Source organism: Microbulbifer maximicatervae (SeqCode) (assembly GCF_052467825.1).
The window spans coordinates 1,544,594-1,558,734 of record NZ_CP174327.1 but is presented as its reverse complement, the minus strand read 5'-3'; the positions used below and the strand labels follow the sequence as shown (position 1 = coordinate 1,558,734).

Here is a 14,141-nt window from a genome sequence, read left to right as displayed (position 1 = left end):
ATAATAAACACCAGTTACTATGAGTGAAATAAAAGAGTAATACCATTAGGCCGGCTCAATAAACCAAATAATTTCAACTTAAACATTTGCAAGAATAGTATTTAACGCTAAAACTAATATTTAAAATCTATCCAAAGAAAAAACCTAAGTGGGAGGAGAGTTATGTCTGACTATACCGTATCTTTCTTTAGTACAGTTACACAGGAAAGAGCTTATCTGGCAGTAACTGAACAAATGCCTAAGTGGTGGACTCCCACAAGCGCTCCGTTCTTGGCAGTTGACGATATCGCCAAAACTGGATTTACAGGGAAGTCATATTGTATATTTCGCGTCAAAAAATTAATACCTATGCAGCTGATAGAACTCGAATGTATACAGTCTTTTATGATCTCAGAATATGTTGATGATCCCAAAGAGTGGGAAGGAACCACACTACGTTTTGAATTTAGCAGTGCCAACAATGGAACCGAAATCATATTCACTCATATTGGCCTATCCCCTGACATTAAATGCTGGGATATGTGTAAGAGTGGTTGGGACCACTATCTACTCGGCAGCCTTAAGTCTTATTTAGAAATTGGTGAAGGCAGGCCTAACAGTTTTTAAATCCACATATATATGCATGTAGTGCGAGATCCATACTAGACAAGGTTAGTAAAATTTATTTGCGCCAATGGAAACATGTTTCACGTGCAAGCAATACTTTTAGCATTACTCCAACAGGAACTTCTGTAGCAGTTAATACAGCAAAAAAAAACCGCCACTAATGGATATTATTCAAGTATCGTCCGCCTGATACCTATATAAATAACTATTTTATATATTATTTGGTTTAAAACTATTCTTTTGGCACAATCTAAGTCCCGATTTACACAAGCATGTACAGCCTTACTTAAATGGTATTTATTAAATCAAACTCCAACATGAAAATCCTAACGACCTCTATCTTCATTCTACTTTTATCCCTGCTTTCTGCTTGTGGTGGTGGCAGTTCGGGGAATTCTGTATCTCCTGAGCCAACTCAACCAGAACCGGAACCACCAGCCCCACCAAGCCAACCACAGAATTTCAGCCTGAGCTTCGAAGCAAACAAGCTCTTCCAGTTTAAGTGGGATGCTGCTGAGGGCGCCGAGTACTATCGTCTTCAAGAGAACCCAAATGGTATTTCCGGATTTAGCCAAGTTGGAGAGGATATCCCCCAAGACTCCGAAAGCTATGCCCTGGAAGTACCACTCTATGCCAGAATTAACGCCCAATACTTATTACAGGCCTGTAATACCGGGGGGTGCTCGGACTCTCAAGTTGTTACGGTAGACGGTACACTTGTTGACAGTATCGGCTATTTCAAGGCCAGCAATACTGATGAATATGATCTCTTCGGCTCTTCCATCAGCCTTAGCGATGACGGAACTGTACTCGCCGTAGGAGCAATTAGCGAGGATAGTAATGCCACAGGCATTAATGGCGATCAGAGCAATAATGATGCACCCTCTTCCGGCGCCGTGTATGTATTCACTCGAACCGACACTAATTGGGTTCAGCAGGCCTATATAAAAGCCAGTAATACCGAAAAAGGTGATGGTTTCGGATTTGTTAGCCTTAGCAGCAATGGTAATACCCTTGCGGTAGGAGCTCCTAACGAAGATGGTAATGCCACAGGAATCAATGGCGACGAGAGCAATAACGACGTGACTAGTAGCGGCGCTGTATATGTGTTCATTCGTACTGACGCCACCTGGACTCAAGAGGCCTATCTCAAGGCCAGTACCACCGGAGAGTACTATCGTTTCGGTAGTTCTATCAGCCTCAGCAACGATGGCGATACTCTCGCAGTGGGAGCCTATGGCGAAAGCAGTGATTCCACAGGCATCAATGGTGATCAAACCAATGACAATGCAAATCATGCCGGCGCTGTGTATGTCTTCACCCGCACTGTTGATACCTGGAATCAACAGGCTTATATCAAAGCCAGCAACACTGAGGAACATGATCAGTTTGGCAGCTCGATCAGTCTCAGTGGCGATGGCAATACTCTCGCCGTTGGAGCAAATGAAGACAGCAACGCCTCAGGTATTGACGGCGACCAAAGCAATAATGATGCCCCCTATTCCGGTGCCGTGTATGTATTCGCCCGGACTGACACCAGTTGGGCTCAGCAAGCCTACATGAAATCCAGTAACAACCATGAAGATTCGTACGATTATTTTGGTACATCGGTCAGCCTCAGCGAGGATGGCAATACTCTCGCGGTTGGAGTAAAACAAGAGGAAAGTAATGCTACAGGTATTAATGGCGATCAGAGCGATAACAGCTTAGATAGAGCCGGTGCCGTGTATGTGTATACCCGCACTGATAGTAGCTGGGCTCAGCAGGCTTATATCAAAGCCAGCAATACCGGAGAAGATGATCGCTTTGGCAATTATGTTAGCCTCAGCAATGATGGTAATAACCTCGCCGTGGGGGCCAGTTACGAGAGCAGTAATGCTAACGGTATCAATGGCGATCAGACTAACAACGATACTCCTGATGCCGGTGCCGTATATATGTTTACTCGCACTGATACTATCTGGGCTCAGCAGGCTTACATCAAAGCCAGCAATACCGATGAAGATGATCACTTTGGGGGTAACCTCAACCTAAGTGGTGATGGCAGCACCCTCGCAATAGGAGCCAGGGTCGAAAGAAGTAATGCCACTGGAATCAATGGCGACCAAAGCAATAATGATTTGACTGCTCCAGGCGCCGTGTATGTTTATTAATAACAATTAATAATATTCTAAATTACATATCGGCTTGGTCCTATACAACTAGTATTATCAGCTGCCAGATAATCTGGGGAGTCCTCCACATATCCGGCAGCCCTACCGCAGCGACTACAACCATGTTCTCAGGCATCTCCCAAACAGACTATTTGGGTTGCTCGAAAGCTTCTTTAAGATAGCGCTCCTTTTCTGCAACGGTCATAAATTTAGTTGTTGCAGCACGCTTAACACTGCTATTAAATCAGTCTGAGAATAAGCCACCAAACCCATACTGGATAAATTGCCCTAAAGGACCTTATTCAAAATTCTGGGGCTTTACCTATCTCAATTGCTAGTTAGCTTTTTAAAACCACTAAATAATATTGACCCTTTCATTCGATCTGTTGGACTCAGTTTCACAAGATTTCTAGGCACGCATTTAGCACTGACACACAAGGAGGTGAAATACTGAAAAATATATAAGCGGTAGATATCGCTACTTACTTAGCAACTTTCAGGAATACCTCAAGACAAATGTCTATCAGCGATATAGATCACCCCTTTATCATCTTAAGGAATTTTCCCCCACAGATTGCGGTCTTTAGAGGAAGACAGACTAAAAAATGCTTTAATACTCTGACAGGGCAGATCTGGCATCTCTAGGCAAGGGATAACTGAGTACCATTGATTGGCTTGCATTCCCTTTTAAAGCTTACCTATTACCACTCGCCACTGGCCCTCTCCCACTTGGTGCAAATCGATAGCCACTCCTGTTATCTGACGCACAACTTCGATATTGGTCAAGAGGTGGAGGCTCGGCTTCAGGGTAGTGAAGCTTCCACCGGCACCCAGCACCAATGGGAGTATCAATTGGTCGGCCAGATGTTCGCCCACAGGTACGCCAGCGTGTATATAGCGCTGCATCTGCCGAATCGCGCGATCGGCAACGCGCTCAGCGCTAACACCCTGCTGCCCCATAGCCTCAAACACCTCAGTCACTTGTTGGGATTGCAGACGCAGGGACAGCACATTGCCAGGCCCTTGGGACTTCACCTGCCTTTGATGCAGACGCTCCGATCGCCACTCGCACTTCTTACGTACTTGCGCCAACTCCCGCTGGGCCACATGAGCAGGAATATGGGCCGAGGTCGCCACAGCTTCAGCATTCAGAAGTTCACCCCGTTCTGTCAGCTCTAGTTTTGACCACTGCGATAGCGGCTGGATACGTGTACGCCATAAGCCACCCCCGGCAGGATAGAAACCGTAATCATCCAAGGCCACTTCCACACCAGCGCCCATACGAGCCAACAGGGGCAAATAGGCCTGAGCTATAAAATCAAAACTGGGAGCACTTGTATTGTGAGTGCCGCCTTCAAAGCACAGCTCACTGACACCATCGGCCAATAACAGCGGTAGCAACACGGTTTGAAACACCAAACTGGTACTACCGGCCGAGCCAATAGGAAAGTGGTATTTACCGGGACGCACTTTTCCCGGTGCAAAAGTTATTTCCGAAGCACCCAATTGTTCGCCGCTAACTTCGGCATGGCTAATTGCTTTGGCTGCTCGCAAGCAGGCTAGGTGCTGGCGCAACAAACCGGTTTTTTTACGACCCGCTCGAATATTCTTAATTCGAACCGGTACCCCTAAACAAACAGACAAGGTGAGGGAAGTCCGCAAAATCTGTCCGCCGCCCTCCCCCTGGGCGCCGTCTATCTCAATCACTGTTTAATTCCTTAAAATTTACATCTTTTTTTGGTGAATGGCGCCTTTAAGCCGTAGGACGTAACTTCACCAACTCATTCATCACCCCATCGAGACCGCCATATACGGAAATTTTATCGATGCGGGTACTGACCCGTTCCAAAGCTTCCAGTTCTTTCAAGCGCAGCAGTACCGGGTTGTTATCCATCAGCTTGGCGGTATTGTGCAGAGATCGCATAGCTTGGGTTTCTTCTCGGCGCTTAATCAGGTTTGCCTCAGATTCCTTCTGCGCTTCTACAACCTGATTAAGGATCATCTTCATATCACCGGGCAAAATAATATCCTTGACTCCGACACTAGTAAGCTCGATACCATATTCCGCCAGCTTGTCACGGATGCCAGTCGCAATCACAATATTCAGCCTGTCCTTATCGGCCAGAAGGCTATCCAGGGTTTGGGTACCCACGGCCTCGCGCAAGTGCAGCTGCAATTCGCGATAAATAAAGCCTGTACTATCGCTGAGCTTTAGCGCCACCTTTTTTGCATCAGTAATTTTGTAAGCGCCGGTTAAATTGACACGTAGGCTGACCCTATCCTTGGTCAGAATTTCCTGGCCACTGACTTCGATGGTTTTCAACCGCAAGTCCAGTACCTTGACCTCGATAGAGCGGTTGTATTTCCAGTAGCCATAACAGCCGGGCTGTAACACCTTTTCCAACTTACCGTTGACCATTAACAGGCCCACATGCTCATCGGGAATCTCGTTGTAGTTTACCGCCTGAAGGGCGGTGCGCATTTGTCCAGCACGTACACCTCGCCCCAGTAAGCCCAGGACTTTTTTATCGATGGCGTATTCCTCAGAGATATCCACGATTTCCACCCGCACGGATTCACCGCCCTTCCACACAGCGCGAAAAGTACCCGGTGGCAAAATATCGATCAAATGATTATCCCGGTAAAACAATCCCACCTGATGGTCTGACAATTCATAGGATTGCAGGTATTCACCAAGGATCTCACCATAGGTGTTTAACAAAAATTTGGCTTTGATTTCACCGAATACCACATCGGTAATATCATAAGTTTCTGCCCGTACATCACCGGACAATAGGGATATACGATGGCTGCCAGGTGGCAGCACCCCTTCAAAACGGTTGCGGCGAAATAGCAACACTCGCTCGCTATCCGCAACATCCACGTTCTTCCATATTTTGAACAGAGATATCATGGTTCTTATCTTTTATTCCATTTTCATACTGCGCTACCCCAATGGGCCGCAAGGGTGGGGCCCGTCCAGCGACAGGTGGTAAACCGTTTGTGCCGAGCGGGGCCCAGCGGCAGAGGAAATACGATTTTCCCCACATGGCTCCCCTGAGCCTGCAGCCAAAATCCTTGGCCAGGAGACACAACCGTAAATCTTGCCGCTGGATCGCACAGGGCAGACCCACAATTAACGACACAGTTGCCAGAGTGCCTCCGCAGTAAATCGCTAAACCCTATTTACCGTATCGAGAGGCTATCGGACCCCAGGTAGATTTTTAATGGGGAGTCGAACCCCAGGCTCTCGCCTCTTTCCAGGTCGTTTGGATAACGATAGGACTTTGGCAGGAATCGAACCTGCTACAAATCGATAAGTTATCGACTGCTCTACCAAATGAGCTACAAAGTAGGCGTTTGAACTTCTATCCCGTGGGTACACCTGCCGCCATAGGCGGTGGTGCCGGGCCGGGATTCAGAACCGGCTCCGCTGACGGGCTAAAGGCCTCAAACTCGGTTGCGGCAACCCGGCGAATTCGCCCGGCGGCCTGCATACTTTAGCAATTGCCTTAGTTCGGCCGATCCCTGGCCTAAAACGCGTCAGCCTTTGACGCAAACCACTTGCTTGAGGGTGTAGACGATTTCCACCAGGTCTTTCTGTGCTGCCATAACCTTTTCTATAGGTTTGTAGGCCGATGGGGTCTCATCGATCACGCCCTCGTCTTTTCGACATTCCACATCGGCGGTGGCCGCGCGATGCTCTTCCAGGGAGACCAGCTTTTTAGCCTTGGTACGGGACATCACTCGTCCGGCCCCATGGCTACAGCTACAGAAGCTTTCTTCATTACCCAGCCCCCGCACAATAAAAGACTTGGCCCCCATACTACCGGGAATAATGCCCATTTCGCCGGCACGCGCTCTTACAGCGCCTTTCCGGGTCACCAATACATCTTTGCCGTAATGATGCTCGCGGGAAACGTAATTGTGGTGACAATTCACCGCTTCCATCCGTGCCTCAAAATCCATCCCCAGGGCCTGCTTCACCGCGCTAATAGTTCGCACCATCATTACTTCACGATTGATACGGGCAAACTCCTGCGCCCACTCCACCGCCTGCACATAGTCATCAAAGTGCTCTGTACCTTCCGGGAAATAGGCCAGGTCACTGTCCGGTAAGTGGATATGCCAGCGCTCCATATCCCGCTTGGCTTTCTCAATAAAGTAAGTGCCTATTCGATTTCCCACTCCCCGAGAGCCACTATGCAACATCAACCACACGCTACCCTGTTCATCCAGGCACATCTCGATAAAGTGATTGCCTGTACCAAGTGTTCCCAAGTGATTGATATTATTAGTATTCTTTAATGCCGGATGCCTCTCTTTGAGCAGTTCAAACTGGGCGGCTAGAGGCGCCCAACCGGCAAGTGCATCGTCCGGTGGATTCTCCCAGGCCCCCTTGTCCCGCCCTCTCCCCCGGTGCCGGCCAGTGCGGCCGTGGGGCACGGCGCGTTCGATGGCGCTGCGCACTCCAGCCAGGTTGTCCGGCAGTTGCGCCGCCGTCAGGCTGGTGCGAACCGCCATCATGCCGCAACCAATATCCACCCCTACGGCAGCGGGAATTACTGCCCCCAGAGTTGGGACCACACTGCCAATAGTGGCGCCTTTGCCTAGATGTACATCAGGCATCGCCGCGACCCATTTATGGACGAATGGCATCTGCGAGATATTTTTGAGCTGCGCTTTGGCTTCATCTTCAAAAGGCACACCCAGGGTCCAGGACTTAATCGGTACCCCACCTGCCTGCATTACTTCATATGGCATTGGTTTCATCTTCTACTCCTTTTGAAACCGCGCTTGGTATTCATGTGTTTCATTTAGTTATTGATATAGCGAATTGGGTGCCAACTTTTGCAGACAACTGAAAAATACTTGTAACCTATTGTTTTTTAACGATTTATTTTTTATCTCAGGATTTTTTAGTAGAATTCTTGAGACAGGGGATTCATAAATATCTATCTTTTTTGATAGTTAAATCATATTTTAGATAGCATGAAGACAATCGCTATCAGTATTCTCGGTACCAGCAAGGACCGGCGCGGCAAAGGCGACAAGCGCTGGGATAAATGGCGCCCAAACATTTCCATGTGCCAGCACGATGACCTATTGATCGATCGGCTGGAGCTCCTTTTCGACAACCACTCGAGAAGCCTGGCTGACCAGGTCACAGAAGATATTGCGCGGGTCTCTCCAGAGACCGAAGTGGTCCACCACCGGGTGAATTTCAATGACCCTTGGGATTTCGAGAGCGTGTATAGCAATCTGCTGGATTTCGCCCGCGCCTATAGCTTCAAGCCGGATGACGAGCAGTACCTGGTGCATATCACCACCGGTACTCATGTAGCCCAGATCTGCTTGTACCTGTTGACAGAGGCGGGGTATTTCCCCGGGCGTCTGCTGCAAACTTCCCCGGCGCGAAAGAACAGTAGCTTGCCGGGCGAATACCAAATCATCGATTTGGACCTGTCCAAATACGACCAGATTGCCTCGCGCTTCCAGAGGGAACACCAGGAGGGCACCACCTATCTGAAGGGGGGAATCGAGACCAACAATCTCGCTTTTAACCAGATGATCGAGCAGCTGGAGCAGGTATCGATTCGCTCCGACGCCCCCATACTAATTACCGGTCCCACAGGGGCAGGTAAATCCCAGCTGGCCCAGCGTGTCTTTGAACTACGCAAGCAGCGGGGCAAGCTGGAGGGTGGCCTGGTAGCCGTTAACTGCGCCACCCTGCGCGGCGAAAATGCCATGTCCGCCCTGTTCGGCCATCGTAAAGGCGCCTATACCGGTGCCACCACCCACCGGCCAGGCTTGCTAATGGAAGCAGATAAGGGCCTGCTGTTTCTCGATGAAATCGGTGAGTTGGGATTGGACGAGCAGGCCATGTTATTGCGTGCGATTGAGCACAAACGCTTTATGCCTTTCGGCTCTGATAAAGAAGTAAGCAGTCACTTCCAGCTGATCGCCGGTACCAACCGGGATCTGGTACAGCTCTGCCAAGAAGGTAAATTTCGCGCGGACCTGCTCGCCCGTATCGATCTGTGGACCTACCGACTGCCCTCTCTACGAGAGCGTATTGAAGACCTGGAACCCAATATAGATTTTGAGCTGGAGGCTTTCTCCAGGAAATCCGGGCATCTTGTCAGCTTTAATAGAGCAGCACGGGAAAAGTACCTGAGTTTTGGGCGCTCCCGCGAGGCCAGCTGGTCTGCGAACTTTCGCGACCTTAACGCCAGTATCCTGCGTATGGGTACCCTCGCCGATGGTGGGCGTATCACGACTCAGGTAGTAGAAGAGGAAATCCATAGGTTGCGGATTAAATGGCAAAATCCAGTAACAGATTCATCACTATCCCTTGCCCGTATCGAAGCACTGTTGGGTCGTGACCACACCGAACAGATGGATTACTACGAGCAAATCAAACTAGCTGGGCTAATTCAGGTTTGTGAAGAATCCAATTCGATGGCAGAGGCCGGACGCAAATTATTTCAAGTAAGCCGCACCTCAAAAAAATCCAATAACGACTCACACCGGGTACGCCAACTTTTAGATAAATACGGTCTTAAATTCGACCAGCTGAATAAAACATAGAGGCCACTTGGCATTATTTTTTGTTAGTCTGATTCCAAAAGCCGGATGCTGGATCATGGAATGAAATACACCTATTTAACGCCGCTTATTTTCTTTCTCAGCGCATGTGAGCCAACCCAATTCGCAGGTGGTACCGCCTTGCCAGATGGCTCTGTTTACAAAGGCGAGATGCTTAACGGTCTGTTTCATGGACGGGGTCAGCTCGAATGGCCCAATGGCAGCCATTATCGTGGCGACTTTCGAAAAGGTCGCATGACAGGTGAAGGTGAGTTAACTGGAAGTGATGGCTGTAGCTATGAAGGGGAATTCCTCAATGGAGAGCCCCACGGCAAAGGTCGCTATAGTTGCGATGAAACTGAGTGGGCGGGAGAGTTCCATGAAGGGGAGCTGCAAAGCGGTACTTTAAATTGGGATGAAGGTGGGAGTTATCATGGTGAGTTTTTAAACTTTGATCCCCACGGCAAAGGCAAACTCACTGCAGAAGATGGCAGCTTTTATCAGGGCAGCTTTGAAAACGGTTTTTTAATACAAGGTAGCTATTCGGATAGCGATGGTCATCGTTATACCGGCAATTTCGAATACGGCTCCTATTCCGGCGAAGGTGAACTCACACAGCCCGACGGTACGATTATCCGTGCTACTTTCCGCTATGGAGAAGCAGAAGGTGAAGGTGTGCGAATTATTGCCGATGCTGAAGGCAACACAATTGAAGAGCCTGGTTATTTCTCCGATGGCACTTATTACCCCAGCGAAGACGCCTGGCGCGCACAGACGGATATTCCCGGTGCCCAAGCAGAAGCCAGGCTCTACAGCGAGAGTGAGCGCTTACAAAGCGCCATAGCCGCCCTCCCCTCACAGCGGCCCGGCGTACGCGATATTTACACCCTACTGATAGGTGGTGACGGTACCTCTCCAGTATTTGCCAGGGAGCTGGACTGGGTGGCAGAGCGCCTCGATGAAGCCTTTAGCATTGACCAACGTATGCTGCGCCTCAGTAACGGCGGCGGATACGGTTTCCCCCTGGCTACCCGCACCAGTATCCAGGAAAGCCTTAATGCAATTGATCAATTAATGGACCCCAAAGAAGATTTACTTGTCATACACCTGGTCAGCCATGGTGCTCGAAATGGAGATTTCAAAATTGCCGAGGGGGAGATTCCCCTAAATGATTTCTCACTGAAAGATGGGCAACGATTGCTGGACAATATTAACGCCCAGTACCAGTGGATCGTTGTTTCAGCCTGCTTTTCCGGTCAATGGGTAGAAGCCCTACATAGCCCCAATCGGGTCATCTTTACTTCGGCCGCTGCGGATCGCAGCTCCTTTGGATGTAGCGATGATTCCGAGCGCACCTGGTTTAGTTCCGCGCTTTACGGTGAAGCCCTCAATCAGGGAGTGAATAATCCTGAGGCATGGTTTGAAGCCGCCAAGTTAAAAGTAACCGAGATGGAACAGGAACAGGGGATTAAAAGAAGCCGCCACTCCCTGCCCCAATATTCAGTGGGAGAGAATTTCCTAATGTGGTGGCATGGAAAAAAATCGATTTATTAATTTTGGAATTCCGGTGCAAACCGACTAAAAAATTATTTTTGGTACTAATCACTATCTACCATAATACCAAGCGAAAGGAGATACCTTCTTGGAGTTCGCTAGCCTCTCTGTAGAGTTATTGTTTATATTGTTTTTCGTCGCCGTTATTGCGGGCCTACTTGATACACTAGCAGGTGGGGGCGGCCTGATAACTGTACCGGCCCTTATTCTTAGTGGCGTCCCGCCACTAGCTGCCTTGGGCACCAATAAATTACAAGGCAGTATTGGTACTGCAACTGCTACCTACATGATGCTTAAAAACAACAAGATCAGTTGGGATGGAATTAAAAATCTAATGCTATTTGCCTTTATTGGCGCAGCCATGGGCACAATAGCAGTACAGTTCATCAATACTGATGTTTTGTCATTTATTATCCCTGCTGTTCTTTTATTTATCGCTATTTATTTTATAGTTTCTCCATCCTTTACTCATAGTAGTACTAAACCCAAGGTCTCAAGAAAGAAATACCAATATGGCGTAATCCCATTTATTGGTTACTATGATGGTATGTTTGGCCCCGGAACTGGATCATTTTTTGCCTTATCAGGCGTTGCCTGTAGGGGACAGGATTTACTAACCTCCACGGCCAATGCAAAACCTCTCAATTTTTCCACTAATATCGCATCTTTAATCGTATTCTTATTTGCCGGTCAAGTTTTATGGGCTGCGGGAATCTTAATGATGATTGGACAAGTTATAGGTGCCTGGCTGGGATCTCATTTTCTATTTAAAATTAATCCTGGTTATTTACGGGGAATGGTAGTTCTTATGTGTGGTGGAATGTTAATAAAATATATCCACTCTATGGGATGGATAGATTATATCTTCTGAAAGGTATGGAGGTGGCTGGAACTCAGAAAAATCAGATTAAATATTAAGACTTTGGATTGTTTTATGGAGTATCTAAAAAGATCTTTAATGAACTTCTTTTTTAAGCTCCATCAACTCCTTCTTGATCTCGGTGATTTGATTCGATAGCTTGCTCTCAAAATCTTCATTGATTATCGACATATACTGCTCAAACCGTCCCTGTTTTATTAGATATTCTAATCTCTCTAGCAATTCATCATTGGAAACTCTTCTCTTGGCTCTTTCCCTGGTAAATTTTATCAGTGACTTTACCCAGTCAGGCAGTCGATAATAAGTATTTTTAAACCCTCTGCTCATGGAGTATCTAAAACCATTTAGCCGTATATAGCTAGATAGCTTTGATGGCAGCAACCTATAAAATAGATTTAAATATTTATCCATCTTATTGCAGTCAGAATACCACTCTCTCACCAAACTCTGCTTATCTCTGTCTAACTTCAGAGCGCCTAAAGCTTCATTAAATTCTCTTTCTGTATATTTCTCTATTAATTTTGACTTAATTAATAGAGAAATTACTTTTTTATCACCATAAAGCGGTCGTAATTCTATCAAATACAGCAACCAACATCCCAGAAGATCATTCTTATAATCCGCACCTCTAGCATTTTTTGTTAAGTAGTCAAATACAAAATGGTATTGATTCACCAATCGCTGAATCATTAGATCACTTTTCTTTTCATCCATGTTGACTAAACTATACGACCCAATTTCTGGTAAAACTAATATTGATTTAGCCTTGACGGTTGTTATCCAATGTAGAGAGTGACCATTAACGCAGGAACCCAAAATAAATTCGGATAGCTTATTTCCACAAACAAAGTCCCTGCGATAAAACCTCCTGACATTTATAGAATTTATTTTTAAAACAAACCTGGATTTATCATCAATGGATTCTGAGAATTTTTGTAGGGGTTTATTATGGCTAAAAAATACTACATCTGGATTCTCACTATTGACTATATCCTGTAATTTAGGGATCAATGTAGGGTACCAACAATCTCCTTCATCGATAAATCCAACATACTCTCCTAAAGTATTTTTTACTCCAAATTCAAAAATTAGCTGGTCATCAATCTGTGAAGTACTCGGAATATGAATACTTCGAATTATGGGCATTGAACCTGTAAAGTTATTAATCCGGCTTCGCTCATCATTTTCGCAAAAATGAAGAACAAGTATCTCTATGTCCTTGTACTGCTGTCGAATAATACTCTGCAGACAGGTATTGAGATAGACACCGCTAGACTTTGAAATAACGACAATCGAAATCATGCGCATACCACTGAAGTTCGGTAATCTAATACAGAATTAGCAGTATCTGGATCTTTGTCAAAGAGCATTCTCAAATCCGCATTACTCAATGATAGAAAAGATCTTGTAAACTGAGATTGAAAGCTCTCCCTATACTCTTCGTCAAGATTACGCCAGCACCAGTTAAACAATGCTAACTTGCTTTTGACATACAAGTGGTAAAATCTATCTCTAAGATTAACATTCTTATTAAAGAAGTCTTCAACCTCATCAAAAACCTGTAATACAGATATACGCCGTGCATCTGAAATATTTGACAGCCTATTTCCTGTGGAATCGACATTATGAATACAAAAAGGGGATTCAAATAATGCAATATCTTTAGCATTTGTGAGCAAATTCCAATGTGCTAACACATCATTATGTACAGGCGTTTGTGAAAATCTAAGGGAAACCCTTTTCGCATAACTGGTTTTAATCAATCTATTCCAAGGGAAGGGTGTTAAACATAGAATTCTATCATGATCAAAAGTGGAAAAAGCCCTGTTACCAAAGGTTCTAAGCGCTCTGTAGAAAATGAAATTGTCATCACCTGCCATACCGAGATTAATAGTGCTTCCCGGAAATCTACACTGATAGGCCATCAACAAAACATCACTGTTAACTTTTACAGCAATTGAAACAGCTCGATCCAACATATTTGGGAGGATTAGATCATCGGCATCAAAAAATAAAGTCAGCGGTTCAGCTATTTGATCGAGAGCACTATTCCTACAATAGCCTGTCCCATTGTTACCATCGTTTAAAATAATTTTATATGGGATTCTATTTTTCTGAAGAAAATCAGCGGCCAACCCAACCGTGGTATCTGAGGAATTATCGTCAGATAAGTAAATTTTTACATCAGTCGTATTATTATGAACAATAGAGTTCAATGTATTAACAATATTATTTTTTTCATTGTATGTTGGTATCACCACCCCAACTTTACTGTTAGGCATACAAATTCTCTTTATAATTCTCTCAAAACAGCAGAATTAAATGTAAACACAATAAGTAAATTAATTTGAATATAATCA

At 46.1% G+C, this 14,141-nt stretch carries 10 protein-coding genes and 1 tRNA gene; 5 read left to right on the top strand and 6 right to left on the bottom strand.

What is annotated here, in order from left to right; all coding sequences use genetic code 11:
- Window positions 1–162 precede the first annotated feature (162 nt).
- Both ACJJII_RS06990 and ACJJII_RS06985 read left to right on the top strand, forming a co-directional pair.
- Window positions 163–606, top strand: coding sequence for an SRPBCC family protein (locus ACJJII_RS06990; protein WP_444918737.1), 444 nt, complete (start codon window positions 163–165; stop codon window positions 604–606).
- A gap of 317 nt (window positions 607–923) precedes the next feature.
- A complete protein-coding gene (locus ACJJII_RS06985; RefSeq protein WP_444918736.1) occupies window positions 924–2,759 on the top strand; it encodes a histidine kinase in 1,836 nt (611 codons plus the stop codon).
- A gap of 687 nt (window positions 2,760–3,446) precedes the next feature.
- Here ACJJII_RS06985 and rtcA read toward each other — a convergent pair.
- The 4 genes from rtcA to ACJJII_RS06965 form a co-directional block, all read right to left on the bottom strand.
- A complete protein-coding gene (gene rtcA / locus ACJJII_RS06980) occupies window positions 3,447–4,466 on the bottom strand; it encodes an RNA 3'-terminal phosphate cyclase (RefSeq protein ID WP_444918735.1) in 1,020 nt (339 codons plus the stop codon).
- Between the two features lie 46 nt (window positions 4,467–4,512).
- Window positions 4,513–5,673 carry a slipin family protein gene (locus tag ACJJII_RS06975; protein ID WP_444918734.1) on the bottom strand — a complete coding sequence of 387 codons (1,161 nt, stop codon included), beginning with the start codon at window positions 5,671–5,673 and terminating at the stop codon, window positions 4,513–4,515.
- 368 nt (window positions 5,674–6,041) lie between these two features.
- Window positions 6,042–6,113: transfer RNA gene (locus ACJJII_RS06970), tRNA-Ser, on the bottom strand.
- A 189-nt stretch (window positions 6,114–6,302) separates the two neighbouring features.
- Window positions 6,303–7,532: an RtcB family protein gene (locus tag ACJJII_RS06965; protein ID WP_444918733.1), complete on the bottom strand. Its 1,230-nt coding sequence runs from the start codon at window positions 7,530–7,532 to the stop codon at window positions 6,303–6,305.
- A 219-nt stretch (window positions 7,533–7,751) separates the two neighbouring features.
- On the opposite strand from ACJJII_RS06965, the gene rtcR reads away from it, so the two are divergent.
- From rtcR to ACJJII_RS06950, 3 genes are all read left to right on the top strand, one after another.
- Complete coding sequence (rtcR, locus tag ACJJII_RS06960) at window positions 7,752–9,350, top strand: RNA repair transcriptional activator RtcR (protein ID WP_444918732.1); 1,599 nt, start codon at window positions 7,752–7,754, stop codon at window positions 9,348–9,350.
- A 60-nt stretch (window positions 9,351–9,410) separates the two neighbouring features.
- Entirely contained in the window at window positions 9,411–10,901 is a 1,491-nt protein-coding gene (locus ACJJII_RS06955; protein WP_444918731.1) for a C13 family peptidase, read from the top strand.
- An 88-nt stretch (window positions 10,902–10,989) separates the two neighbouring features.
- Complete coding sequence (locus tag ACJJII_RS06950; RefSeq protein ID WP_444918730.1) at window positions 10,990–11,772, top strand: TSUP family transporter; 783 nt, start codon at window positions 10,990–10,992, stop codon at window positions 11,770–11,772.
- An 84-nt stretch (window positions 11,773–11,856) separates the two neighbouring features.
- On the opposite strand, the gene ACJJII_RS06945 is transcribed toward ACJJII_RS06950, so the two are convergent.
- Both ACJJII_RS06945 and ACJJII_RS06940 read right to left on the bottom strand, forming a co-directional pair.
- On the bottom strand, window positions 11,857–13,083 hold the full coding sequence (locus tag ACJJII_RS06945; protein ID WP_444918729.1) for a glycosyltransferase family 2 protein: 1,227 nt from the start codon (window positions 13,081–13,083) through the stop codon (window positions 11,857–11,859).
- Window positions 13,080–14,063: a glycosyltransferase family A protein gene (locus tag ACJJII_RS06940; RefSeq protein WP_444918728.1), complete on the bottom strand. Its 984-nt coding sequence runs from the start codon at window positions 14,061–14,063 to the stop codon at window positions 13,080–13,082. The genes ACJJII_RS06945 and ACJJII_RS06940 overlap by 4 nt, the downstream gene beginning before the upstream one ends.
- Window positions 14,064–14,141 lie beyond the last annotated feature (78 nt).